The sequence below is a fragment of the Streptomyces sp. NBC_01426 genome, assembly GCF_036231985.1.
Lineage (GTDB): Bacteria > Actinomycetota > Actinomycetes > Streptomycetales > Streptomycetaceae > Streptomyces.
Window position 1 is genome coordinate 5,322,539 of record NZ_CP109500.1, and the last position, 23,323, is coordinate 5,345,861.

The window sequence follows — 23,323 nt, forward strand, 5'->3', positions numbered from 1 at the left end:
CACAAGGAGCAGCGTCCTCAATGCCGATCGATGCCGCGAAGGCCCTCGCCGCCGCCCCCCGCCGCGGGGACATCGCCTGGGACCACAAGGACATCCAGCTCTACCACCTCGGCCTCGGCGCCGGCCGCCCGGCCACCGACCCCGACGAACTGCGCTACACCCTGGAGTCCAAACTCCACGTCCTCCCCAGCTTCGCGACCGTCGCCGGCGCCGGCATGGCGATGCTCGGCGGCCTCGCCGCCCCCGGCATCGACGTGAACCTCGCCGCCGTCCTGCACGGCGGACACTCCATCGAGCTGCACCGGCCGATCCCCGTCAAGGGGCGGGCCACCTCCGGTTCCCACGTCGCCGCCATCCACGACAAGGGCAAGGCGGCCGTGATCGTCCTGCGCTCCGAGGTCGCCGACGCCGACGGCCCGTTGTGGACCAGCGACGCCCAGATCTTCGTCCGCGGCGAAGGCGGCTTCGGCGGGGAGCGCGGACCCTCCGTCAAGGAGGAGGCGCCCGACCGCGAGCCCGACCGGACCGTCGAACGACACATCCGCGAGGAGCAGGCACTGCTCTACCGGCTGTCGGGCGACTGGAACCCGCTGCACGCCGACCCGGAGTTCGCCAAACCGGCCGGCTTCGACCGGCCGATCCTGCACGGCCTGTGCTCGTACGGGATGACCCTCAAGGCCGTCGTCGACACCGCGCTGGGCGGCGACGTCACCCGGGTCCGCGCCTACCGCACCCGCTTCGCCGGGATCGTCTTCCCCGGCGAGACCCTGCGCATCCGGATGTGGGAAGAGCCCGGCCGGGTGCGGGTGTCGGTGACCGCCGTCGAACGGGACGACGCGCCGGTCCTCGCCGACACCGTCGTCGAACACGCGTAAGCGTCGAGCACGCGCAAACCACACGACCCAAGGAGCCGCACCGTGCGCGCAGCACTCCAGAGCGAGATCGGCCAGGACAAGCTCGAAGTCGTCGACGACATGGAGGCCGTGGGCTTCGGCCCCGGCAAGGTCAGGATCCGGATCAAGGCCACCGGCCTGTGCCACTCCGACCTCTCCGCGATGAGCGGCGTGCTGCCGCAGCCGGCCCCCTTCATCCCCGGCCACGAGGGCTCGGGCGTGATCACGGACGTCGGCGACGGGGTCACCGACCACAAGATCGGCGACCGGGTCCTCGTCTGCTGGCTGCCGCCCTGCGGGCACTGTCCCTCCTGCAAGCGGGGCCAAGGCCACCTGTGCCTGGAGGCGTTCGGGAACGTCGCCACCCCCAACTTCCGGCGCGGGAGCAACGACATCTTCGGCTTCGCCGGCACCGGCACCTTCGCCGAGGAGATGATCGTCCCCGCCGGGTGCGCCGTACCGATCCCCGACGACGTCCCCTTCGACATCGCCGCCCTGATCGGCTGCGGCGTCACCACCGGACTCGGCGCCGCCATCAACACGGCCAAGGTCGAAGCCGGCTCCTCGGTCGCCGTCATCGGCTGCGGCGGCGTCGGCATCTCCGTCATCCAGGGCGCCAAGGTGCAGGGCGCCGCCCAGATCGTCGCCGTCGACCCGGTCGCCTCACGGCGCGAGGCGGCGCTGCGCTTCGGGGCGACCGAGGCCGTCTCCCCGGAGGCCTTCGGGGACTCCAAGAACCGGATCACCGCGGGCGAGGGCTTCGACTACGTCTTCGAGGTGGTCGGCAAGTCCGCGACCACGCAGACCGCCTACGAGATGACCCGGCGCGGCGGCTCCGTCGTCGTGGTCGGCGCGGGCGCCCTCGACGACACCTACTCGATCAACATGTTCTCGCTGTTCTTCGACGAGAAGAAGATCCTGCCGTCGATGTACGGCGGCGGCGACGTCCTGCGTTCCTACGAGCGCACCATCGCCCTGTGGCGGGCCGGCCGGGTGGACCTCGCGGGCCTGATCACCCACCGGGTGCAGCTCGGCGAGATCAACGACGCTCTCGACCAGATGCGCACCGGCGTCGCCCTGCGCACCTGCATCGAACTCTGAGAGAGGAACCGTACGGATGTCACTGCCACTTGAGGGACTCTCCGCGATCGTCACGGGGGCGGGCCGGGGCCTGGGCCGGGCGGAGGCGATCGAACTCGCCCGGCTCGGCGCGAGCGTGGTCGTCAACGACTTCGGCCAACCCGGCCGCGACGGCTCGGGGGAGGCCTCCGCCGCCCCGGCGGAGGAGGTGGCCGCGGAGATCCGCGCGGCGGGCGGAGCGGCCGTCGCCCACCTCGGCGACGTCGCCGACTTCGAGCAGGCCCGGGAACTGGTCGCACTGGCCGTCAGCAGCTTCGGCAAGCTCGACGTCCTCGTCAACAACGCGGGCATCCTGCGCGACCGGATGGTCTTCTCGATGTCGGAGGCCGAGTGGGACTCGGTGATCCGGGTCCACCTCAAGGGGCACTTCAACACCACGCACTTCGCCTCCGTGCACTGGCGGGAACGCTCCAAGGCGGCCGGCGGCCCGGTCTACGGCCGGATCGTCAACACCTCCTCCGAGGCCTTCCTCGGCGGCTCGGCGGGCCAGCCGAACTACGCGGCGGCCAAGGGCGGCATCGTGGGCCTCACCACCTCGACGGCCCTCGCCCTCGCCAAGTACGGGGTCACGGCCAACGCGATCTGCCCGCGCGCCCGCACCCGCATGACCGAGGACGTCTTCGCCGGCTTCCAGGTCCCGGAGGACGGCAAGCTCGACGCCCTCGCCCCCGAGCACGTCTCCCCGCTGGTCGGCTACCTCGCCTCGCCCGCCTCGGCCAAGGCCAACGGGCAACTGTTCGTGGTGCACGGCGGGATCGTCGTCGTGATGGAACGCCCCAAGCCGGCCGCGAAGTTCGACACCACCAAGGAGGCCTTCTCCTACGAGGAACTCGACGAGCTCCTCACCCCGCACTACGACGCCCGCCCCGCGAACGAGACCTTCGCGGCCACGGAGGTGCTCGGCCTCAAGCACGACTGACACGAGCGGGACCGGGGCGACGGGCCCCGGTCCCCGCCGGGTCAGGCCCCGGGCACCAGGCCCAGCGGGGCGTGCAGATCGGCGGGCTCCCGGTAGCGGACGCCCGTCATGCCGAGCGCGACCGCCGCCCGCACGTTCTCCTCGCGGTCGTCGACGAACAGGCAGCGGGCCGGATCCACGCCCGCCCGGGCGGCGGCGATCTCGTAGATCTCCCGGTCCGGCTTCGCGACGCCCACGCGGGCGCTGCTCACCACGTGGTCCGCGAGGTCGGCCAGGCCCAGGGACTCCAGGTCGTCCTCCAGGTCCAGGGTCGCGTTGGTCACCAGGACCAGGGGCACCCCCGCCGCCCGCACCCGGCGCAGCAGGTCCACGACCGCCGGGTCGGCGGAGAACGGCGCCCCGGTGAAGGCGTCGGCCAACGCGCGGGCCCGGTCGACCGGCAGGCCGAACGTCCCGGCGAGCTCGGCCGTGACGGACTCCGCCCACTGGTCGCGGGTGAGCCGGCCCACCATCAGCGGCTCCTCCCGCTCGGGGGCGAACGCCACCTTGCCGGTCGTGCCCTCGGCCAGCCCTGCCGCCCGCTCCAGCTCCGTCACACGGGTCGTGTCGTAGAACCGGATCACCTGGTCGACATCGCACAGCACCGCGTCGTGAGCCCCTGGGTTCGCCATCCCCCTTGTCTAGCAGAGGGGCGCCGGCGACCGACGTACGGGCCTCAGCTCAGCGGTGCCTGCTGGAGCGGGACCGGGCGGGGCGCCGCCGGCGGGGCCGGGTCCACGTGCGCGGCGGCCACGTCCACCGGCACCGCGTCCACGGGGGCCACGTCCACCGGGGCCACGTCCGCCGGGGCCACCCGCACCGGGGGCGGCGGGGCGATCGGCCGGCGCAGGGTGGCCACCCCGCACGGGACCTCCGGCGTGGCGTACGGAAGGCGCAACCGGCCCTCCGCGCTCCACAGGCCGCCACCGAGCCAGCCCACCGGGGCCGCCAGGCGGAAGACGTGCCGGTCGGCGGGCCGCCACAACACGATGCCCTCGGGCACGCGCAGCGCCACCCCGCAGGTCTCCGGCATCAGCGCCAGACCCGGCTGCACCGCGAACGGCACCGCGTCCGCCGGCCGCAGGCACTCCGGGAAGCGGACCGGGCGGGAGCTGCCCAGGACCCCCCAGCCGAGCCGGGGTTCGCCCGGCGCGTCCGAACGGATCAGCAGCAGGCCGCTGTCCGGGGCCGCCGACACCAACCGGTCGTCGCTGTCCTCCGCGATCTGGAGGAGCGGGGTGACCTCCCCGCCGCGGCCCAGGTCGACGGCCACGGTCTTGGTACGGCCGTCCAGTTCACGGTCCAGCGCCAGCAGGCGGCCCGTCCGGTCCAGCCATACGCCGCCCGAACAGCGGCCGGGCACCCGGGCCACGCGCTCCGGGCCGAACGCGCTCCCGGCCACCTGCCAGACGACGGTCCCCTCCGGCCCCACCTCCAGGGCGAAGGCGACGCCGCCGTCCGGGCACGGCGGCAGCAGGCTCACCCGTACGTCCTCGGACGCGGGCTGCACGGCGCCCAACGGGCGCTCCCCGGTCCGGGGCCCCCCGGCGGCGCCGCCCGCCGACCCGACGGGCCCCGTCGGGTACAGCAGCGCGAAGGCGTGCCGGTCCGCGACCCGACGGTGGATCAGCACCCGCCCGTCGGCGAGCGGCGACACCTCGGTGTCCGCCTCCTCCGGCTGCGAGAGCGGCAGCGGGACCGCGTACGGCTCCGGTCCGGAGAGGGTCCAACGCTCCGGGTAGCGGGCCTCGCCGTCCCCGGCCAGGCGGGCCGCGTACGACCCGTCCGCGGCGATCGTGAACGGGGCCGTCGTCGTCATTTCGATGGCACAGACAGTCATCCGGGCCGTCACCTCCGGTGAGGAAGCTAGTTTTCGCGCCTCTCGCCGAACAACACCAGTAACCGCGCTTCACACGTACGGGTGGCCCGATGCGCGTTCCCCCCTGACCGGGGCCGCCGGTGTGCTGTGTCATTTCGGGGGGTTTGGGATGAGGAGGGCGGGTCCCGGCTCGCCCCCCGGGTGTTCCCGAAGAGGCCCCGCGACACCCCGCGACCACCCGCGAGGACGGCCCGACGTCGAGCACGGGGCCGGTCCGGGCGGACGGTAGCCTTGGCCTGTGCCCCGTCTCTCTGAAGTCATCGCCGCGCTGGACGCTCTCTGGCCCCCCTCGCGGGCCGAGGAGTGGGACGCGGTCGGAACCGTCTGCGGCGATCCCGACGCCGAGATCTCCCGCGTCCTGTTCGCCGTGGACCCCGTCCAGGAGATCATCGACGAGGCCGTGAAACTGGGCGCCGACCTGGTCGTCACCCACCACCCCCTCTACCTGCGGGGCACCACCACCGTCGAGGCGGGCACCTTCAAGGGCCGCGTCGTGCACACGCTGATCAAGAACGACATCGCCCTGCACGTCGCGCACACCAACGCCGACACTGCCGACCCCGGCGTCTCCGACGCCCTGGCCGGCGCCCTCGACCTGCGCATCACCGGCCCCCTGGTCCCCGACCCCACCGACCCCGAGGGCCGTCGCGGCCTCGGCCGGATCTGTGAACTGGACCACCCCGAGACCCTCCGCGAGTTCGCCGCCCGCGCCGCCGCCTGGCTGCCCCAGACCGCGCAGGGCATCCGCGTCGCCGGCGACCCGGACGCGCCGATCCGCACCGTCGCCGTCAGCGGAGGCTCCGGCGACAGCCTCTTCGAGCACGTCCGCGCCGCCGGCGTGGACGTCTTCCTCACCTCCGACCTGCGCCACCACCCGGTGTCCGAGGCCCGCGGGCAGAGCCCCCTCGCCCTCGTCGACGCCGCCCACTGGGCCACCGAGTGGCCCTGGTGCGAGCAGGCCGCCGCGCAGCTCGACGCGATCTCCGAGCGCCACGGCTGGGGTCTGCGGACCCACGTCTCGCGCACGGTCACCGACCCGTGGACGGCGCACGCGCCGTCCGTGACCTCCCCTTCTAACCCTGGAGCCCCCAACTGAACGCCGAGCCCGCCGACCAGATCCGACTTCTCGACGTCCAGGCCCTGGACGTCCGGCTGTCTCAGCTCGCCCACAAGCGCAAGTCGCTGCCCGAGCACGCCGAGGTCGACTCCCTGACCAAGGACCTCACCCAGCAGCGCGACCTGCTCGTCGCCGTCCAGACCCAGGCGAAGGACGCCGCCCGCGAGCAGACCAAGGCGGAGCAGGACGTCGACCAGGTCCGTCAGCGCGCGGCCCGCGACCAGCAGCGGCTCGACTCGGGCGTCGGCGTCTCGGCCCGCGACCTGGAGAACCTCCAGCGCGAGGTCGTCCTGCTCGCCAAGCGCCAGGGCGACCTGGAGGACGTGGTCCTGGAGGTCATGGAGCGTCTGGAGGCCGCCCAGGAGCGCGTCACCGAGCTGACCGAGCGGGTCGCCTCGCTGGAGGTCAAGCTCGCGGACGCCACCGAGCGCCGTGACGCCGCCACCGGCGGCATCGACGCCGAGGTCGCCGGCATCGCCAAGGACCGCGAGGTCATCGTCGGCTCCATGCCCGAAGCCCTGATGGCGCTGTACGAGAAGATCCGCGTCAAGCAGGGCGGCGTCGGCGCCGCACGCCTCTACCAGCGCCGCTGCGAGGGCTGCCGCCTGGAGCTCGACATGGCCGAGATCAACGAGATCAAGGCGTCGGCCCGCGACCAGGTCGTGCGCCACGACAACTGCGGCCGCATCCTCGTCCGTACGGCCGACTCGGGCATCTGATGCCGCGGTTTGTCGTGGAAGCGGACGGCGGCTCCCGGGGCAACCCGGGGCCCGCCGGCTACGGCGCGGTCGTCCTCGACCCGGCGACGGGGGAGACCCTCGCCGAGCGCGCCGAGTACATCGGCGTCGCGACGAACAACGTGGCGGAGTACAAGGGCCTGATCGCCGCACTGCGCGCCGCGCACGAGCTGGCGCCGGACGCGGTGGTCCTCGTCCGCATGGACTCCAAGCTCGTCGTCGAGCAGATGTCGGGGCGCTGGAAGATCAAGCACCCGGACATGAAGCCCCTCGCGGCGGAGGCGGCGAAGATCCTGCCCCGCTCGCAGGTGACGTACGAGTGGATCCCGCGCGAGAAGAACAAGCACGCGGACCGGCTCGCCAACGAGGCCATGGACGCCGGCAAGCGCGGCGGGCAGTGGGAGCCGTCGGGCTCCACGGCCGTCTTCGACCGGAGCGCCGCGCGCGCCCTGGCGACCCCGCCGGTCTCCGGGCCGCCCGGGGACGCGGCGGCCGGCGCGGCCGCCGTCCGGGCGGCGCTCGCCGCCTCCGCGGCCCCGGCCGCCGACACCCTGTTCGCGGAGCCCACCGGGTCCGCGGAGCCCGCCGCCGAGGAGGCACCCGCCGCCGCGCCCGCGACGGGCACCGGCTGGGGCCCCGACCTCGGAGCCCCGGCGACCCTCGTGCTGCTGCGGCACGGCGAGACCGCCCTGACCCCGCAGAAGCGCTTCTCCGGCAGCGGCGGCACCGACCCCGAACTCTCCCCGGCCGGCCGCCGTCAGGCGGCCGCGGTCGCCGAGGCGCTGGCCGCGCGGGGCACCGTACAGGCCGTCGTCAGCTCCCCGCTGCGACGCTGCCGGGAGACCGCCCAGGCGGTCGCCGACCGGCTCGGCCTGCCCGTGGCGATCGAAGAGGGCCTGCGCGAGACGGACTTCGGCGCGTGGGAGGGCCTGACCTTCGCCGAGGTACGCGCACGGTTCCCCGACGACCTCCAGGCATGGCTGGACTCCCCGAAGGCCGCCCCCACGGGCGGCGGCGAGAGCTTCGCCACCGTCACCCGCCGGGTCTCGGCGGCGCGCGACCGGCTGGTGTCCGCGCACGCGGGCCGGACGGTGCTGGTCGTCACGCACGTGACCCCGGTCAAGACGCTGGTGCGCCTCGCCCTGGGCGCCCCGCCCGAGTCCCTGTTCAAGATGGAGCTGTCCGCGGCCTCCCTCTCGGCCGTGGCCTACTACGCCGACGGCAACGCCTCGGTGCGGCTGCTGAACGACACCGGCCACCTGCGCTGACACCGCCGCGCGCCCCGGGCACACGGGGCCGCCCGGACACACAAAACCGCCCTGACCGGAGGAAACCCCTGGTCAGGGCGGTGGCGCAGAACGACACAAGCTGTACGCCGGGTTCTGTCGCCCGGTGACCTCGCGGTCGCCGGGGAGACGGCCATCCATCTAGGACCGGCGTTGCCGCCGGCCTCGTGCGGTCTACCCGCGGACTCGGGCGGGCAGCCCTCGATCGTCCGCGCAGAGCCGTCCGGAGACGACTCCTCTTGACCTTGCTCCGGGTGGGGTTTACCTAGCCGCCTGAGTCACCTCAGGCGCTGGTGGTCTCTTACACCACCGTTTCACCCTTACCGAGGACCGAGGTCCCCGGCGGTCTGTTTTCTGTGGCACTGTCCCGCGGGTCACCCCGGGTGGCCGTTAGCCACCACCCTGCCCTGTGGAGCCCGGACGTTCCTCGGCGGGATCCGAGGATCCCGACGCGGCCGCCCGCTTGTGTCGTTCTGCGTGACGACCATGCTACCGGCACCCTCGCGGCCGCTTGACCTTGACGCTGCGGCAGGGTTTCTACTGGGCCCATGCGGATCGGAGAGATCGCCGCGCTCGTCGGGCTCACCACCCGGGCGATCCGGCACTACCACCATGTCGGGCTGCTCCCGGAACCGGAGCGGCGCCCCAACGGATACCGGGCCTACACCGTGCGCGACGCGGTCCTGCTGGCCCGCGTACGCCGGCTCACCGAACTCGGGCTGAGCCTCGACGAGGTCCGCGACGTCCTCGCCGACGACGCGGGCCGCGAACTCGCCGAGGTGCTGGCGGAACTGGACGCCGACCTGGCCCGGCAACAAGCCGAACTGGCCGCCCGCCGGCAGCGCCTCGCCCTGCTCCTCGCCGCCCCGCCCGGGGAGGTCGAGCCGCTGTCGCCGGCGCTCGCCGCCCTGCTCGCCAAGGCGCCGGCGACGGACTCGCCCAGCGCCGCGCTGGACCGCGAACACCTCACGCTGCTCGACGGCACGGGCGCGATCGGCGAGGAGGTCTATGCCCTGCTCGGGACGCTGACCGCCGACCCGACCGTCCTCGGCCTGTACGAGCGGCTCGACGAGCTGGCCGGCGCACCCGTCGACGACCCGCGGATCGTCCCCCTGGCGCGGGCCCTGATCGCGGCCGTGCCCGACGAGGTGTTCGCCGCGATCCCGTCGGACGGGCCGGTCCCGTCCGGGTTCAAGGAGGCACTGCTCGCGGAGTACCCGCCGGCGCAGGCGGAAGTCGTGCGCCGGGTCATGGAGGGGTTCATCGAGAGGGGCAGGGGATGACGGCGATCCGGGCGGCCCGGACGGCGGCGGCCGCCGTCATACCGGGGGAACTCGCGCTGGTGGTCTGCCTGGTGGCCGGGGTACGGCTGCCCGGCTGGGTACCGGTCGCGGCCGAGGTACTGGTGCTCGGGGTGCTGCTGCTGGAGGCACGGGTGCTGCGCGGGCTGTACGTCGAGCGGCGCGCCCGGGGCGCCGCCCCCAAGGAGGCCTGGCGGGGAGCCGTGCGCACGGTGGTCCCGGCCCCCGTCCGGCGGCTGCTGCTCCACGAACTGCGGGCCGCCGCCTCGCTCGGGCGGTGGCTCGGACGCCGGGCACCGCACGGGGTCGGGACGGGCGACGTGCCCGCCGGGTACACCGGCCCGCAGACGGCCATGATGTACGGGCTGCTCTTCGTGTCGCTGATCGAGACCGTCGCGCTGGCCTTGCTGATCCCCTGGCCGACCGTGCACCGGGTGGTGCTCGTCCTCGACGTGTACGGAATGCTGCTGGTCCTCGCGATGCACGCCGCCTGCGTGGTGCGCCCGCACGTGGTCGGCGCCGACGGGTCGCTGCGGATCCGGTACGGGGCCCTGTTCGACCTCACCGTCCCGCCGGACGCGGTGGCCTCGGTCCGGGTGGACCGCCGCTACCCCGAAGGCCGGCTGGTCACCCTGGACGAGGAGGAGGGGCTCCTCGACCTGATCGTCGGCAGCCAGACCTCCGTGACCCTGGAACTGAACCGTCCGGTGTCCTTCGTCCGCCCCCTCGGCGGGCCCGGGCGGGCCCGCACCATCCGCTTCCACGCCGACGACCCGCGCGCGCTGGTCACCGCACTGCGCCGGCTCACACCCCCGTGACGAGCCGACGCAGCGCGGGGTCCTGCGCCGAGCGTGGCAAACCGGAGCGGCCCTGTCTTGTCAAAAACGGCACGCGCGGCCGATTCACAGCAGCACGCTCGTGATCCGGCCCGGCGTCCGGTCCAGCGCCGAACCCGGAGGCAGACCCCCGCGCAGCAGCGCGAAGCGGGACGGCGGCAGCCCGGTCATCGCCTTCACCTCTCGGCCCAGGTGGGCCTGGTCGTGGTAGCCGCAGGCCGCCGCGACCAGAACGGGCGCCTCCCCGGCCGCGAGCCGGCGCAGCGCGTACTGGAGGCGGAACAGCCGGGCGACGGCCTTCGGCGACAGCCCGACCTGCTCACGGAACCGGGCCCGCAGCGTGCGGGCGCTCCAACCGGATCCGGCCGTCGCCCGCGCCAGGGAGGCCCCGCTGTCGGCCCACAGCCGGGCCAGCGCCCCGCGCACCTCGGGCGCGACGGCCGGCCCCCGCTCCAGACGGGCGACGAACACCGAGTCGAGCAGGTCGAACCGCTCCCGCCAGCCGCCCAACGCCGCCAGCCGGTCCGCCAGGTGCCGCCCGTCCGGGCCGAGGACCTCGGCCAGGTCCACCCGGGCCTCCTCGAAGTGCACCATGGGGATGCCGAACAGCCGGTAGGCGCCCAGCGGGCTCATGTTCACCTCCAGCCCGTGGACCCGGCCCGCGTGCACCCCGAGCGCCGGACCGCTGCGGGGGCCGCTGATCAGGGCGTGGGAGGCGGGCATCTGCCGGGCCGTGTCGAGCCCGGCGCCCGCGAGGGCGCCGCCCCCGCCGTCGGCACCCTCGATGTCGGCGCCCACCCCGGTGCGGGCCACCCACAGGCCCTCGGTGAAGGTGAAGACGAGCGTGACCAGGCCGGTGGGCAGCTCCAGCCGGCGCCGGGGGACCGTGAACTCGGTACGGAATCCCGTGTAGTTGACGATGTGGGGGCGCAGCGCGGGAGCCGGCGGTCGGGTCAGGGGCCGGGCCGGGGGAGGGCGGAGCGCCGACGGGCGCGCGGGAAGGTCGACGGCACCCATCCGCTGTCCCTCCCCCGAGGCGTCGCACGGCCCCGGTCCTGCGGCGCCGTGGGCCGATGATGACAGGAGCCGGGGCCGGTGGCCATGGCCGACGCCGGTCGGAGCGGGTCAGGCCGGGGCGAACAGGATCCGCGCGGTCCCCGGGTCGGCCTCCGTGAGCCGGACCCGGATGCGTTCGCCGAGCGGCAACGCGTCGGCCGGGGATTCGACGCGGCCGACCACCGCGGGGTCCTCCAGGTGGACCGTTCCCACCAGCGGCTCCCGCTCCTTGACGTCGATGACCACCGCGTCGAAGGTGTCGCCGACGTGCCCCGTCAGCAGGGCGGCCTCGACCAGGTTCACGGACTCCCGTTCCACGGTGTTGGCCAGCCGGTTGCCCTCCGCCATCTCGCGGGGGAGCCCCTCCAGCGCGTCGACCGCCCACGCGGGCGCTGCGACCCCGGCCGCCGCCGCGACGCACAACTCGCCGGTGTACCGGTCGACGAGCCGGCGCAGGGGAGCGGTGCAGTGCGTGTACGGGGCGGCCACCGCCGCGTGCAGCAGCGGGTCCGGGGTCCGCCCGTCGGTGAAGACGGTGTACCCGGCGCCGCGGAGCAGGGTCGTGCACTCCTGGAGGAACGCCGCGTGGTTCGGCAGCCGCGGGTCGAGGGAGCGCACGAGCTCGGCGTACGGGACGTGGTGGGGCCACTCGATCCGCAGGGCCTTCGCCACCCGGTGCAGCCGGCCGACTGCCCCGTCGGGGGCGTTCGGGAGGGTGCGCAGGATGCCGGCGCCGGCGGCGAGCATCAGTTCGGCCGCCGCCATGCCGGTCATCAGCGACATCTGGGCGTTCCAGCCGTCCGCCGGCAGCGGGATCCGGTAGGCCGGGGTGTACGCGCCGTCGTGTTCGACGATCTCCTGGTCGGGCACGGCGAGGGAGATTCCGCCGCGTTCGGTCTCCAGGGCCTCGCGGCGCACGCCGACGTCCTTGAGCAGGGCCACGGTCTCCTCCGCCGTACCGGAGTCGATCGCCCGCTGGACGCCGGCGTAGTCGAGCTTGGCGCGGCTGCGGACCAGGGCGCGGCGCACCTCGGTGGTCTCGACCCGGCCGTCGGCGTCCAGGTCGAACCGCCACAGCAGCGCGGGGGCGTCCCGGTCGGGCAGCAGGCTGGCCGCACCCTCCGAGAGCACCGCCGGGTGCAGGGGGACGTTCCCGTCGGGGAAGTACAGGGTGGTGACCCGGCGGTGGGCCTCGGCGTCGAGGGCGCCGCCGGGCGTGACGAAGGCCGCGACGTCCGCGATGGCGTAGTGCACGCGGTACCCGCCGCCGGGCCGCCTCGCCAGGTGCATGGCCTGGTCGAGGTCGCGGGAGGTCGGCGGGTCCAGCGTGAAGAGGGGGAGGTCGGTGGCGTCGTACGCCGGCAGGCGCGGGTCCCGTGCGACCCGCTCCGCCTCGGCGAGGACCTCGGCGGGGAACTCGCCCGGCACGTCGAGCTTCGTCCGCAGGTCACGCAGTGCGGCCCGCAGGGCAGCCCCGTCTGCGCCGGTCATGTGCAGGTGACGGCGTGGCATGGACCGAGCCTATGGCCGGGCGGCCTCGCCGTCGCGTCGAGCCGTCTACCCTGGCTCGGGGGCCGCACCCCCTGCGCCGTGTCGTACCGAAGGAGAACCACCGTGCTCGTGCTGCTGCCGCCCTCCGAGGGAAAGGCCGCCGGCGGCTCCGGCGCACCGCTGAAGCCGCAGACGTTGTCGCTGCCGGGGCTGGCCGGGGCGCGGGCGGCGGTCCTGGAGGAACTGGTCGAGCTGTGCGTCGGCGACGAGTTCAAGGCCCGCGAGGTCCTGGGCCTCAGCGAGGGGCTGCGCGGCGAGGTCGCGAAGAACGCCGAGCTGCGGACGGCCGTCGCGCGACCGGCCCGCGAGATCTACACCGGGGTCCTGTACGACGCGCTCGGCCTGGCCACCCTGCCCGAGCCCGCCGCCCTGGCCGCCGAGCGGTCGCTGCTGGTCTTCTCCGGGCTCTGGGGCGCGGTCCGGGTCACCGACCGCATCCCCTCGTACCGGTGTTCCATGGGCGTCAAGCTGCCGGGGCTGGGGGCGCTGGGCGCGTACTGGCGGGAGCCGATGGCCTCGGTGCTGCCGGAGACCGCCGGGGACGGGCTGGTGCTGGACCTGCGGTCCTCCGCCTACGCCTCCGCGTGGAAGCCCAAGGGCGAGGTCGCGGGCCGGACCGCCACGGTGCGGGTGCTGCACGCGCAGATGGTGGACGGCGTGGAGAAGCGGTCGGTGGTGAGCCACTTCAACAAGGCCACGAAGGGGCGCCTGGTCCGGGACCTGCTGCTCTCCGGGGCGGCCCCGGCGTCGCCGGCGGAACTGGTGACGGCCCTGCGGGACCTCGGCTACGCGGTGGAGGCCGAGGCTCCCGCGAAGCCGGCGAAGGCGTGGTCCCTCGACGTGGTCGTGACGCAGATCCACTGAGGGACCCGCGATCCGTCGAGGACTCCGGGACCGGGCTCCGGGGCGGTCGGGGCCGAGGGCTTCAGCGGCCCAGGGGCCAGGCCACGGCCTCCGGGGTCCGGGCGGAGGAGCCCGCGTAGAGGGCGCAGGCGTCCGTGAGGGTCTCCAGCAGCGTCAGCGGGTCGGGGAGCGGGTGCTCCATGCCACGCAGCCAGCCGACGGAGAGGTCACCGGGGAGGGCGGCCGGCGGGACCAGGACGTAGCTGCCCCGGCAGTGCCAGCGCAGGCCCGGGTGCTCGTCCATCGTCTCGGGGTGGCAGTCCAGTTCGCACGGCCACCACTCGTCCTCGTCCTCCGGGGTGCCCCGGGTGGCGGTGAAGAACAGCATCCGCGCCTGTTCGCCCGTACCGCCGGACTCGGCGACCGGGCCCACCTCGACGCCGGCGGCCAGCAGGCGGGTCAGCGCGTCGCGGCCGGCCTCCAGCGGGACGTCCAGGACGTCGTGGACCATGCCGGTCGCGGTGATGAAGTTGGCCTGGGGCTGGTTGCGGGCCCACCGCTCGATCTGCGCGCGGTCGGTGGTCGACTGGGTCTGCCAGGCGAAGGAGACGGGGTGCCGCGCGGGCGTGGGACAGCCGATCCGGTCGCACGAACACCGGTAGCCGGCGGGATGGGCGGCCGGGGCGATCGGGAGGCCCGCGGCGGCCACGGCCAACAGCAGGGCTTCGCGTTCCTCGCCGGGGTCCTCCGGAGTGGGTTTCGGCCGGCGGCGCAGCCACTGGGAAATCCTGCTCTGCTCGCCGCGTTGGACGCGGCCGGACTCAGACCCCATCAATCCCCTCACCTCACCGTTGCCCCCGGCGGACCCTCACATGGTCCCACCATCCGGGGCCGCGGGTGACCGCACCCCCGAACTCGGGTGGCCCACATAACCACAGAAACCGGCCATATGTTCTCGGCCCCCTGTCCGGCCCCGGCCGGCCGACTGTCAGGCGGTGACTTTTCCCACCCCGCCGACGCCGCCCAGCACCGCGTCCACGAGGGCGTCCGCGTAGGCGTGCGTGAGCGGCGCCGTCCGCATCAGCCAGCGGTGCGTCAGCGGCCCCACCAGCAGTTCCACGGTCAGCCGCAGATCGGCGTCCGGCGCGAGCTGCCCCACCTCCCGGGCCGTGCTCAACCGCGCCTCGTACAGGGCGAGCCGGGGCTCCAGCAGCTGCTCGGTCATCCGTGCGCCCAGCTCCGCGTCGGTGGCGCCGGCGGCGGTCAGGGCGCGCGCGGCCGCCCCGTACTTCTCGTCGTTGAACTCGTCCACCGTCGCCCGCAGGACGTACTTCAGGTCGGCGGCCAGGTCCCCGCTGTCCGGGAAGCCGGTCCACTCGACGTCCTCCTCCGCCTCGCCGGCCAGCGCGAGCGAGGCGTCCAGCAGCACCGCCGCCTTGGACGGCCACCAGCGGTAGATGGTCTGCTTGCCGACCCCCGCGCGGGCGGCGATGGCCTCGATGGTGAGCCGGTTGTAGCCGACCTCCCCGACCAGGTCGAGGGCGGCGTCCAGGATGGCCCGCCGGGAGCGGTCGCTGCGGCGGGCGGCGTCCGGGGCCTTGGGGGTGCGGGCCTTGGCGTCCCGCGGCTCCGGGGCAGGGGTCTCGTTCATACGGCCAACGTATCAATGCGAGACGTTTCGTCTTGTGTTTCGGTCATTGAGCTGAACCACCCGGTCAGTTCACTGCGCGGTCGCCCCGGAGGAGAGACGATTCACTCCTCATCACCATGAGGAGCCTTCATTGCGCAGAGACGCCACACCCCGGCGATACCTGATGTGCCCGCCCGCGCACTTCAAGGTCACGTACTCCATCAACCCGTGGATGGACCCCACGAAACCGGTGGACCTGCCCCTCGCACTGGCCCAGTGGGAGGACCTGAGGGACCGCTACCGCGCCCTCGGCCACACCGTCGAGACCCTCGTGCCCGACCCCGACCTGCCCGACATGGTGTTCGCCGCGAACGGCGCCCTGGTCGTCGACGGCCGGGTCCTCGGAGCCCGGTTCGCCTACCCGGAACGCACCGCCGAGGCCGAACTCCACCTCGACTGGTTCCGCGCCCACGGCTTCACGGACATCCGCGAGCCGTCCCACGTCAACGAGGGCGAGGGCGACTTCGCCGTCACCGCCACCTACATCCTGGCCGGCCGGGGCTTTCGCTCCAGCCCCCTCTCGCACGACGAGGCCCAGGAGTTCTTCGGCCGCCCGGTCATCGGCCTCGACCTGGTGGACCCCCGCTACTACCACCTCGACACGGCCCTGTCCGTCCTGGACGGGGACGAGGTCATGTACTACCCGCAGGCCTTCTCGCCGGGCAGCCGGGCCGTGCTCCGGCGGCTCTTCCCGGACGCCCTGCTCGTGGAGGACCAGGACGCGGCGGCCTTCGGGCTGAACTCCGTCTCGGACGGACTGCACGTGCTGCTCCCGCAGGCCGCGACGGGCCTGCCGGCACCCTTGCGGGACCGGGGCTTCGAGCCGGTCCCGATGGACCTGGGCGAGCTGCTCAAGGGCGGCGGCAGCGTGAAGTGCTGCACCCAGGAGCTGCGGATGTAGCGGCGGCCGACGTGGCCGACGACGCCGACGCCGACGCGGCGGAGGCGGACGTCACCGGGCGGGCGGCGGCCACTCCTGTCCCCAGTCGGCGTCCCGCGCCGCCTTGTAGAGGTCACCGTGGCGCTTGGTCACGGTGGCCCGGGTCAGGCCCTCACCCTCGCCCGTCCCCTGCGGACCGCACAGCTCCAGCAACACGAGCCCCTTCCGGATCTGCGGCCTCCGCGTGATCCGGGAGGTGGCCGGCGCGACCGGGAAGCGGGTCGCGGCCACGTACGCGAACTTCTCGTCCTCGTACGGCAGGGAGCCGCCTTTGACCTGACGGTGCAGGGAGGACCGGCTGACCCGGGTCGAGAAGTGACACCAGTCCTTGCCGACCTCGATCGGGCAGGTGCCGTCGTGCGGGCAGGGCGCGGCCACCGTCATACCGGCCTCGATCAGCTGCTCGCGGGCCTCGCGCAGGCGCAGGTACCCGTCCGGGGTGCCCGGCTCGATCAGCACCACCGCCCGACCGGCGCGCGCGGCCTCCGCGACGACGGCCCGACGGGCCGGCGCCGTCAACTCGCCCAGGACGTACGACACGGTCACCAGGTCCGCGTCGGGCAGGGCGATCCCGGCCCCGATCACGGCCCGCCGCCACTCGGCCGCGCGGAGCGTCGGGGAGGCGGAGGCCGCCGCGAGTTCCCGGCCCAGGACCAGCGCGGGTTCCGCCCAGTCCAGCACGGTGGTCTCGCGCGGCCCGCCCCAGGTGGCGTCCACGGCCCAGGTCGCGGCCCCGGTGCCGCCGCCCACGTCGACGTGCGAGGCCGGGACCCACTCCGGGGCCGCCTCGGCCAGCCCGTCCAGCGCGGACCGCACCGCCTCGAAGGTGGCCGGCATCCGGTACGCCGCGTACGCGGCCACGTCGGAGCGGTCGCGCAGCACGGGCGCGTCGGTCGGGGTGGTGCCCCGGTAGTTGGCGATGAGCCGCTCCACGGCGGCTCCGGCCTGCTTCGGGGGGAGCCCGTCGAGCAGCCCGCCCAACGCGGACCGGAGGGTTTCGGCGGTGGTGGGTGCGGGGGCGGAGGCGTTCACCCGCGAAGTTTACGGCGCCGCGCGGGCCCCGGTGACGCGACGGACGCGCCGCCCCGGGCCCCGGGGTGGCGCGTCCGTCACGGCAGGACCTACGCGCGGGTCCGGGCGCCCGCCATCGGCTCCCGGCCGCGCCACGGCCGGCACAGGCCCAGGAAGCAGGCCACCGCGAGCAGGGAGCAGGACAACTGCACCACCGCCATCGGCACCGCCGTGTCCTCGCCCGCGATCCCGACCAGCGGGGAGGCGATCGCCCCGACCAGGAACGAGGAGGTGCCCAGCAGCGCGGAGGCCGACCCGGCGGCGTGCGGGGTGCGCATCAGGGCCTGCGCGTTGGTGTTCGGCAGCAGCAGGCCCATCGCGGACATCAGCACGAACAGCGCGACGGCCATCGGGAGCAGCCCGACCTTCCCGAAGACCCCGGAGGCCATCAGCAGCAGGGCCACCGAGGCGGTGGTGATGATCGCGAGGCCGACGGCGAGGGCCTTGTCGAGGCTGACCCGGCCCACCAGCAGCTTCCCGTTGATCTGCCCGACGACGATCAGGCCGACCGAGTTGAGGCCGAACAGCAGGCTGAACGCCTGCGGCGAGGCGCCGTAGATCTCCTGCACCACGAAGGGCGAGGCGGAGATGTAGGAGAAGAGCACCGCGAAGGAGAACCCGCCGGCGAGGGTGTACCCGGCGAAGACCCGGTCGCCGAGCAGCCCGCGCATGGTGTGCAGCGCCGCGCCGACGCCGCCGGTGTGGCGGCGCTCGGGCGGCAGGGTCTCGCCGAGTCCCCGCCAGACCACGAGGGTGAGCGCGGCGCCGACGGCGGTCAGGACGACGAAGACGCCGCGCCAGTCGGCGACGCGCAGGATCTGCCCGCCGATGAGCGGGGCGATGATCGGGGCGACCCCGGATATCAGCATCAGGGTGGAGAAGAACCGGGCCATCTCGACGCCGTCGTACAGGTCGCGGACGACGGCGCGCGCGATGACGATGGCGGCCGCGCCGGCCAGGCCCTGAAGGAGCCGGAAGCCGATCAGCAGCTCGGTGGTCGGGGCGAGGGCGCAGATCGCGGTGGCGAGGACGTAGACGATCATGCCGATGAGCAGCGGGCGGCGGCGGCCCCACTTGTCGCTCATCGGGCCGATGACGAGTTGGCCCAGCGCCATGCCGGCCAGGCAGGCGGTCAGGGTGAGCTGGACGGTGGCGGCCGGACTGTGCAGGGCGTCGGTGACCTGCGGCAGCGCGGGCAGGTACATGTCCATGGACAGCGGGGGCAGGGCCGTCAGCCCGCCCAGGATGAAGGTGACGAGCAGGCCGGTGCGGCGCGCGGCCTTCAGCGGTGCGGCGTCGCCGGGCGGGACGACCGCGCCGGCGACGGGTACCGAGCCGTGCGGCGACTCCTCCGAGGGGGCCGTCGAGGGGCCTCTCTCCGACATGCGGAACTCCAGTCTTTTTGTCTTCTTTTCGCACCCCTGAGCGATCCATGCTCTCAGCTGTCGGAACGCCCGTGGACCCGTGTCCCGTGTGACGTACCCTGCGGCCCCATGAACGCACGTGCAAAGAAGATCGCCGTGGTGACCGGGGCGGGCTCCGGCATCGGCCGCTCCGTCGCCCTCGCCCTGGCCGGCGCCGGCTGGTCGGTGGCCGTGGCCGGCCGCCGCCCGGAGCCCCTGGAGGACACCGCGAAGGCGGCCGGCGCCGCCGCGGACGTGCTGTGCGTACCGACGGACGTCAGTGACCCGGACGAGGTCGGCGCCCTCTTCGCGACGGTACGGGAGCGCCACGGACGGCTCGACCTGCTCTTCAACAACGCCGGCACCTTCGGCCCGGCCGGCGTCGCGCTGGAGGACGTCACCCCCGAGGCCTGGCGGTCCGTCGTCGACGTCAACCTCACCGGATCCTTCCTCTGTGCCCAGGCCGCCTTCCGGGTGATGAAGGCCCAGGACCCGCAGGGCGGCCGGATCATCAACAACGGCTCCATCTCCGCGCACGTCCCGCGCCCGCACTCGATCGCCTACACCGCGACCAAGCACGCGATGACCGGCCTGACGAAGTCGCTGTCGCTGGACGGCCGGCCGTACCGCATCGCGTGCGGCCAGATCGACATCGGCAACGCGGCCACCGAGATGACCGAGCGGATGCGGACCGGCATCCTCCAGGCCAACGGGCGACTCGAGGTGGAACCCGTGATGGACGCCGCCGACGTGGCCCGCACGGTCCTGCACATGGCCGAACTGCCCCTGGAGGCGAACGTGCAGTTCGCGACCGTCATGGCGACCGCCATGCCCTACATCGGACGCGGCTGACCCACCGCCACGACCACGCCGGGGGCGGACCCGGGAATGCGCACCCGCCCCCGGAAGTTGAGCCGATCATGACGACCGAAGTGCTGCGCTACACGGCTTTCTCCGGCGACCCGGCGGGCGGCAACCCCGCCGGGGTCGTCCTCGACGCGACCGGCCTGGACGGGCCCGCGATGCTCGCGATCGCCGCCGGGCTCGGCTACAGCGAGACGGCCTTCCTCACCGACCCGCCCCAAGACCTCGGCGGCGAACCCGGCCGCGCCTTCACCGTGCGGTACTTCAGCCCCAAGGCGGAAGTGCCGTTCTGCGGGCACGCCACCGTGGCCACCGCCGTCGCCCTGGCCGAGCGGATCGGACCCGGCGAGCTGCTGTTCGCCACCCCGGCCGGCACCGTCCCCGTCTCGGTCACCGCCGAGCCGGGCGAGGGCCTGCGCGCCACCCTGACCAGCGTCGCACCGCACGTCGAGGAGATCGCCGACGCCGACCTCGCCGAGGCGCTGGCCGCACTGGACTGGCCGGCGACCGACCTGGACCCCGCACTCCTGCCCAGGATCGCCTACGCCGGCGCCCGCCACCTGGTGATCGGCGCCGGCACCCGCGCCCGACTCGCCGACCTCTCCTACGACTTCGCCCGCCTGGAAGCCCTGATGCGGCGCCTGGACCTCACCACGGTCCAGCTCGTCTACCGGGAGAGCCCGACCGTCTTCCACGTACGCGACCCCTTCCCGGTCGGCGGCGTCGTCGAGGACCCCGCCACGGGAGCCGCCGCGGCCGCCTTCGGCGCGTACGCCCGCGAGGCCGGCCTCGTCCCGGAGCAGGCGCTCCTCACCCTCCACCAGGGCGAGGACATGGGCCGCCCCGGGATCCTCACCGTCGAACTGCGCCCCGGCGACCCCCGGGTGCGGGTGGGCGGCGCCGGGGTGCGGATCGCGTAGGGCCCCGTGCTGAGCGTCGAGACGTACGAGACGGCGCCCGCCCCGCTCGCCGAGCAGGTCCGGGCCCTGGAGGCGCGGGCCTGGCCGGGCGCCGGCGCGGACCACGACCCGGCCCTCGCGCCCCGCACGGTGCTGCTGGTCGACGGGACCGGCACGGTGGCCGCCTCACTGGCCCTGCTGCGCAAGGAGATCCACCTGCCCGGCCGGACCTGGCAGGCCGCCGGGCTCAGCGGGGTGGTGACCCGGCCGGAGCTGCGCGGGCGGGGCATCGGCGGGCGTCTGGTCGCGGCCGCCCGGGCCGAACTGGCCGCCGACCCGACGCTGGACCTCGCCCTGTTCAGCTGCGACCGACCGCTCGGCCCGTTCTACGAGGCGGCCGGCTTCGAACGGCTCCCGGGCACGGTCCTGGTCGGCGGAACCCCCGCCGACCCCCTGGCCACCGACGCCCCCGGCTTCGACAAGACGGTCCTGGCGGCCTTCCTCGGCCCCGACCCGGAGCCGGCCCGTACGGCGTTCACCGGGATCCGGGTCCCGCTGTACCCGGGGCCGATCGACCGCCTCTGGTGAGCCGGCCCGGCGTCAGTCCCGGGCCCGGCCCGCGTCGTCGCCGCCCTGACCCTTCGACGTGGTCGCCGCGCCCGCCGCGGCCGTGGCCGGCGCCGACGGCCGACCGGAGCGCACCGGGACCAGGAACAGGGTCAGGACGACCAGCAGGTACAGCGCCCACACGACGAGCTGGAGCACCGTCGGGTCCGGCTGGAAGTTGAACGTCCCCTTCAACAGGGTGCCGTACCAGCTGTCCGGCGGGATCGTCTCGCTGATGTCGAAGGCCTTGTTCGACAGTCCGGGCAGGAAGTCCGCCTCCTGGAGGTCGTGGACCCCGTACGCGAGCACGCCCGCCGCGACCACGACCAGCAGACCACCGGTCCACTTGAAGAACTTGGCGAGATCGATGCGCAGCGCACCCCGGTAGAACAGCCAGCCCAGCACGATCGACGTCGCGATGCCGAGCAGCACCCCGGTCAGCGGGCCCGCGCCGTCACCGGCGGCCTTCACCGAACGCCACACGAACAGCGAGGTCTCCAACCCCTCCCGGCCGACGGCCAGGAACGCGGTGGCCACCAGCGCGCCCGTGCCCATCGCGAGGGCGGCGTCCAACTTCCCGTGCAGCTCGGCCTTCAGGTGCCGCGCGGTGCGCTTCATCCAGAAGACCATCCACGTCACCAGGCCCACGGCGACGATCGACAGGGAGCCGCCGATCGCCTCCTGCGCCTCGAACGTCAACTGGCGGGTGCCGAACTCCAGGCCCGCGCCGAAGGCCAGGCTCAGCCCGGCGGCCAGCCCCACACCGAGCCACAGCGGCCCGAGCTTCTCCCTGTTCCCGGTCTTCACCAGGTAGGCGATGAGAATGCAGACGACCAGGCTGGCTTCCAGCCCCTCGCGCAGACCGATCAGATAATTGCTGAACACGTGGATCCTCCTACGCGCCTACGGGAACTACGCGAACAGCGTCCGACCCCACCAGTCGTCCTTGTCACGGACGCCCGGCGGGACGGCGAAGACGGCCGAACCCACGTGCTGGATGTATTCGTTGAGCGAGTCGTGCCGGGCCAGCTCCCGCTGGATCGGAACGAACCCCTTGCGGACGTCCCGCTGGTACGCCAGGAAGAACAGTCCGGCGTCGAGCCGGCCCAGCCCGTCCGTGCCGTCGGTGAAGGAGTAGCCGCGGCGCAGGATCGTCGCGCCGCCGTTGGTGTCCGGGTGCGCGAGGCGGACGTGCGCGTCCGGCTTCATCGCCTTCAGGAACGGCTCGTCGCGCTCCTTGGATTTGCCGACGGGCGCGCCCTCGCCCTTGTCGCGGCCGATGATGTCCTCCTGCTCCCGCAGGGAGGTGCGGTCCCAGGTCTCGATGTGCATCCGGATGCGCCGGGCGACCAGGTACGAACCGCCGGCCATCCAGTCGGAGCCGTCGGAGGCGCTCGCCCAGACGAACTTCTCCAACGCCTCCCGGTCCGTGCCCGAGACGTTCCGGGTGCCGTCCTTGAAGCCCATCATGTTGCGCGGGGTCTGCGCGTCCGGGGTCGTCGAGGAGGTCTTGCCGAAGCCGAGCTGGGACCAGCGCATCGCGATCCTGCCGAAGCCGATCCGGGCGAGCTGGCGAATGGCGTGCACCGCGACCTGCGGATCGTCGGCGCAGGCCTGCACGCACAGGTCACCGCCGGAGCGGGCCGCGTCCAGGTTGTCGCCCGGGAACAGCTCCAGGTCCACCAGGGCGGCCGGACGCCTGCCCTCCAGCCCGAACCGGTCCTTCGCGAAGAGCCCCGGCCCGAAGCCGACGGTCAGGGTGAGCCGCGAGGCCTTCAGACCCAGCGCCTCGCCCGTGTCGTCCGGCGGAGCCTCCGGCAGACCGCCGAAACCGCCCTCGCCGACCGGGAGTCCGGCCGTCATCAACCGGGCCGCCAGCGTCCACTCCTTGAGGAGCGCGACGAGTTCGGCCCGGTCCTTCGTCGTCACGTCGAAGGCGGCGAAGTGCAGACGGTCCTGGACCGCGGTCGCGATCCCGGCCTGGTGCTCGCCGTGGAACGGCACGGCCGCCCCCGTCGAACCGGCCGGCACCACGTCCGGGTCACCGCCGAACACCGCGACCGCACCGCCGGTCGCCGCGGCGCCGAGCGCCAGCCCGGCGCCGCCCCAGCCGAGCACGGCGCGCCGCGACGGCGCGGCCCGCCCGCCACCGGCCGGCGCGCCGACCTCCGGGCCGTCGGCACTCGGGCTGTCGATGGGCTGCGGCTCCGGCGTTCCCGCCGGCTGCGACGTCGACTTCGTCATCCTCGTACT

At 74.0% G+C, this 23,323-nt stretch carries 22 protein-coding genes, 1 other RNA gene and 1 pseudogene; 13 read left to right on the forward strand and 11 right to left on the reverse strand.

What is annotated here, in order from left to right:
- The first annotated feature begins 20 nt into the window (after positions 1-20).
- From OG906_RS23635 to OG906_RS23645, 3 genes are read left to right on the forward strand one after another with little or no spacing between them, the layout of a single operon-like run.
- The gene (locus OG906_RS23635) at positions 21-875 is read left to right on the forward strand and encodes a MaoC/PaaZ C-terminal domain-containing protein (protein WP_329445569.1); all 855 of its coding nucleotides are present in this window, start codon (positions 21-23) and stop codon (positions 873-875) included.
- 42 nt (positions 876-917) lie between these two features.
- Complete coding sequence (locus OG906_RS23640; RefSeq protein ID WP_267826544.1) at positions 918-1,994, forward strand: Zn-dependent alcohol dehydrogenase; 1,077 nt, start codon at positions 918-920, stop codon at positions 1,992-1,994.
- A gap of 16 nt (positions 1,995-2,010) precedes the next feature.
- A complete protein-coding gene (locus tag OG906_RS23645; protein ID WP_267798908.1) occupies positions 2,011-2,952 on the forward strand; it encodes a 3-oxoacyl-ACP reductase in 942 nt (313 codons plus the stop codon).
- A 41-nt stretch (positions 2,953-2,993) separates the two neighbouring features.
- Here the strand turns inward: OG906_RS23645 and OG906_RS23650 are convergent, their stop codons facing one another.
- On the reverse strand, positions 2,994-3,623 hold the full coding sequence (locus OG906_RS23650) for an HAD-IA family hydrolase (RefSeq protein WP_329445572.1): 630 nt from the start codon (positions 3,621-3,623) through the stop codon (positions 2,994-2,996).
- Between the two features lie 44 nt (positions 3,624-3,667).
- Positions 3,668-4,831 (reverse strand): hypothetical protein, encoded by a 1,164-nt coding sequence (locus OG906_RS23655; protein ID WP_443067410.1) that lies wholly within the window; start codon positions 4,829-4,831, stop codon positions 3,668-3,670.
- Positions 4,832-5,108: 277 nt separating this feature from the next.
- Here OG906_RS23655 and OG906_RS23660 point away from each other — a divergent pair, with 277 nt between their 5' ends.
- From OG906_RS23660 to OG906_RS23670, 3 genes are read left to right on the forward strand one after another with little or no spacing between them, the layout of a single operon-like run.
- Positions 5,109-5,966: a Nif3-like dinuclear metal center hexameric protein gene (locus OG906_RS23660; RefSeq protein WP_329445576.1), complete on the forward strand. Its 858-nt coding sequence runs from the start codon at positions 5,109-5,111 to the stop codon at positions 5,964-5,966.
- Between the two features lie 44 nt (positions 5,967-6,010).
- Positions 6,011-6,706, forward strand: a complete 696-nt coding sequence (locus tag OG906_RS43640; RefSeq protein ID WP_443067466.1) for a zinc ribbon domain-containing protein — start codon at positions 6,011-6,013, stop codon at positions 6,704-6,706.
- On the forward strand, positions 6,706-7,992 hold the full coding sequence (locus OG906_RS23670) for a bifunctional RNase H/acid phosphatase (protein ID WP_267826534.1): 1,287 nt from the start codon (positions 6,706-6,708) through the stop codon (positions 7,990-7,992). The genes OG906_RS43640 and OG906_RS23670 overlap by 1 nt, the downstream gene beginning before the upstream one ends.
- Before the next feature lie 87 nt (positions 7,993-8,079).
- Here the strand turns inward: OG906_RS23670 and rnpB are convergent.
- Positions 8,080-8,481: RNase P RNA component class A (gene rnpB / locus OG906_RS23675), an RNA gene on the reverse strand.
- A gap of 77 nt (positions 8,482-8,558) precedes the next feature.
- On the opposite strand from rnpB, the gene OG906_RS23680 reads away from it, so the two are divergent.
- Both OG906_RS23680 and OG906_RS23685 read left to right on the forward strand, forming a co-directional pair.
- A complete protein-coding gene (locus OG906_RS23680) occupies positions 8,559-9,293 on the forward strand; it encodes a MerR family transcriptional regulator (protein WP_329445579.1) in 735 nt (244 codons plus the stop codon).
- Positions 9,290-10,129: a hypothetical protein gene (locus OG906_RS23685; protein ID WP_329445581.1), complete on the forward strand. Its 840-nt coding sequence runs from the start codon at positions 9,290-9,292 to the stop codon at positions 10,127-10,129. Before OG906_RS23680 ends, OG906_RS23685 begins: the two co-directional genes overlap by 4 nt.
- Before the next feature lie 84 nt (positions 10,130-10,213).
- On the opposite strand, the gene OG906_RS23690 is transcribed toward OG906_RS23685, so the two are convergent.
- Both OG906_RS23690 and OG906_RS23695 read right to left on the reverse strand, forming a co-directional pair.
- Complete coding sequence (locus OG906_RS23690; RefSeq protein WP_329445583.1) at positions 10,214-11,164, reverse strand: helix-turn-helix domain-containing protein; 951 nt, start codon at positions 11,162-11,164, stop codon at positions 10,214-10,216.
- A 108-nt stretch (positions 11,165-11,272) separates the two neighbouring features.
- Positions 11,273-12,715, reverse strand: coding sequence for an RNB domain-containing ribonuclease (locus OG906_RS23695; RefSeq protein WP_329445585.1), 1,443 nt, complete (start codon positions 12,713-12,715; stop codon positions 11,273-11,275).
- Positions 12,716-12,817: 102 nt separating this feature from the next.
- On the opposite strand from OG906_RS23695, the gene yaaA reads away from it, so the two are divergent.
- Positions 12,818-13,618, forward strand: coding sequence for a peroxide stress protein YaaA (yaaA, locus tag OG906_RS23700; protein WP_329445587.1), 801 nt, complete (start codon positions 12,818-12,820; stop codon positions 13,616-13,618).
- Between the two features lie 61 nt (positions 13,619-13,679).
- Here the strand turns inward: yaaA and OG906_RS23705 are convergent, their stop codons facing one another.
- The gene (locus OG906_RS23705) at positions 13,680-14,429 is read right to left on the reverse strand and encodes a bifunctional DNA primase/polymerase (RefSeq protein WP_053679115.1); all 750 of its coding nucleotides are present in this window, start codon (positions 14,427-14,429) and stop codon (positions 13,680-13,682) included.
- 156 nt (positions 14,430-14,585) lie between these two features.
- Positions 14,586-15,248, reverse strand: coding sequence for a TetR/AcrR family transcriptional regulator (locus tag OG906_RS23710; RefSeq protein WP_329445590.1), 663 nt, complete (start codon positions 15,246-15,248; stop codon positions 14,586-14,588).
- 103 nt (positions 15,249-15,351) lie between these two features.
- Between OG906_RS23710 and ddaH the strand changes: the two are divergent.
- Positions 15,352-16,188 (forward strand): annotated as a pseudogene (gene ddaH, locus OG906_RS23715) (dimethylargininase); the annotation flags it as partial.
- 51 nt (positions 16,189-16,239) lie between these two features.
- Here ddaH and OG906_RS23720 read toward each other — a convergent pair.
- Both OG906_RS23720 and OG906_RS23725 read right to left on the reverse strand, forming a co-directional pair.
- Positions 16,240-17,259, reverse strand: coding sequence for a small ribosomal subunit Rsm22 family protein (locus OG906_RS23720; RefSeq protein ID WP_329445592.1), 1,020 nt, complete (start codon positions 17,257-17,259; stop codon positions 16,240-16,242).
- Positions 17,260-17,348: 89 nt separating this feature from the next.
- Positions 17,349-18,683: a Bcr/CflA family multidrug efflux MFS transporter gene (locus OG906_RS23725; protein ID WP_267798930.1), complete on the reverse strand. Its 1,335-nt coding sequence runs from the start codon at positions 18,681-18,683 to the stop codon at positions 17,349-17,351.
- A gap of 108 nt (positions 18,684-18,791) precedes the next feature.
- Here OG906_RS23725 and OG906_RS23730 point away from each other — a divergent pair, with 108 nt between their 5' ends.
- From OG906_RS23730 to OG906_RS23740, 3 genes are all read left to right on the forward strand, one after another.
- Entirely contained in the window at positions 18,792-19,553 is a 762-nt protein-coding gene (locus tag OG906_RS23730; protein ID WP_329445593.1) for an SDR family oxidoreductase, read from the forward strand.
- 68 nt (positions 19,554-19,621) lie between these two features.
- Positions 19,622-20,485, forward strand: a complete 864-nt coding sequence (locus OG906_RS23735) for a PhzF family phenazine biosynthesis isomerase (RefSeq protein ID WP_329445596.1) — start codon at positions 19,622-19,624, stop codon at positions 20,483-20,485.
- A 6-nt stretch (positions 20,486-20,491) separates the two neighbouring features.
- Positions 20,492-21,052 (forward strand): GNAT family N-acetyltransferase, encoded by a 561-nt coding sequence (locus OG906_RS23740; RefSeq protein WP_329445598.1) that lies wholly within the window; start codon positions 20,492-20,494, stop codon positions 21,050-21,052.
- A 12-nt stretch (positions 21,053-21,064) separates the two neighbouring features.
- Here the strand turns inward: OG906_RS23740 and efeU are convergent, their stop codons facing one another.
- Positions 21,065-21,955 (reverse strand): iron uptake transporter permease EfeU, encoded by an 891-nt coding sequence (gene efeU, locus OG906_RS23745; protein ID WP_329445601.1) that lies wholly within the window; start codon positions 21,953-21,955, stop codon positions 21,065-21,067.
- Positions 21,956-21,982: 27 nt separating this feature from the next.
- Positions 21,983-23,314, reverse strand: coding sequence for an iron uptake transporter deferrochelatase/peroxidase subunit (efeB, locus tag OG906_RS23750; RefSeq protein ID WP_329445603.1), 1,332 nt, complete (start codon positions 23,312-23,314; stop codon positions 21,983-21,985).
- Positions 23,315-23,323: the final 9 nt, after the last annotated feature.

Excerpts from the sequence above, each read along its gene's own strand:
- OG906_RS23635 (WP_329445569.1), top strand. The coding sequence starts at position 21 with ATGCCGATCGATGCCGCGAAGGCCCTCGCCGCCGCCCCCCGCCGCGGG.
- OG906_RS23645 (WP_267798908.1), top strand. The coding sequence starts at position 2,011 with ATGTCACTGCCACTTGAGGGACTCTCCGCGATCGTCACGGGGGCGGGC.
- OG906_RS23650 (WP_329445572.1), bottom strand. The coding sequence starts at position 3,623 with ATGGCGAACCCAGGGGCTCACGACGCGGTGCTGTGCGATGTCGACCAG.
- OG906_RS23655 (WP_443067410.1), bottom strand. The coding sequence starts at position 4,831 with ATGACTGTCTGTGCCATCGAAATGACGACGACGGCCCCGTTCACGATC.
- OG906_RS23670 (WP_267826534.1), top strand. The coding sequence starts at position 6,706 with ATGCCGCGGTTTGTCGTGGAAGCGGACGGCGGCTCCCGGGGCAACCCG.
- OG906_RS23680 (WP_329445579.1), top strand. The coding sequence starts at position 8,559 with ATGCGGATCGGAGAGATCGCCGCGCTCGTCGGGCTCACCACCCGGGCG.
- OG906_RS23685 (WP_329445581.1), top strand. The coding sequence starts at position 9,290 with ATGACGGCGATCCGGGCGGCCCGGACGGCGGCGGCCGCCGTCATACCG.
- OG906_RS23690 (WP_329445583.1), bottom strand. The coding sequence starts at position 11,164 with ATGGGTGCCGTCGACCTTCCCGCGCGCCCGTCGGCGCTCCGCCCTCCC.
- OG906_RS23695 (WP_329445585.1), bottom strand. The coding sequence starts at position 12,715 with ATGCCACGCCGTCACCTGCACATGACCGGCGCAGACGGGGCTGCCCTG.
- OG906_RS23705 (WP_053679115.1), bottom strand. The coding sequence starts at position 14,429 with ATGGGGTCTGAGTCCGGCCGCGTCCAACGCGGCGAGCAGAGCAGGATT.
- OG906_RS23710 (WP_329445590.1), bottom strand. The coding sequence starts at position 15,248 with ATGAACGAGACCCCTGCCCCGGAGCCGCGGGACGCCAAGGCCCGCACC.
- OG906_RS23725 (WP_267798930.1), bottom strand. The coding sequence starts at position 18,683 with ATGTCGGAGAGAGGCCCCTCGACGGCCCCCTCGGAGGAGTCGCCGCAC.
- OG906_RS23730 (WP_329445593.1), top strand. The coding sequence starts at position 18,792 with ATGAACGCACGTGCAAAGAAGATCGCCGTGGTGACCGGGGCGGGCTCC.
- OG906_RS23735 (WP_329445596.1), top strand. The coding sequence starts at position 19,622 with ATGACGACCGAAGTGCTGCGCTACACGGCTTTCTCCGGCGACCCGGCG.
- efeB (WP_329445603.1), bottom strand. The coding sequence starts at position 23,314 with ATGACGAAGTCGACGTCGCAGCCGGCGGGAACGCCGGAGCCGCAGCCC.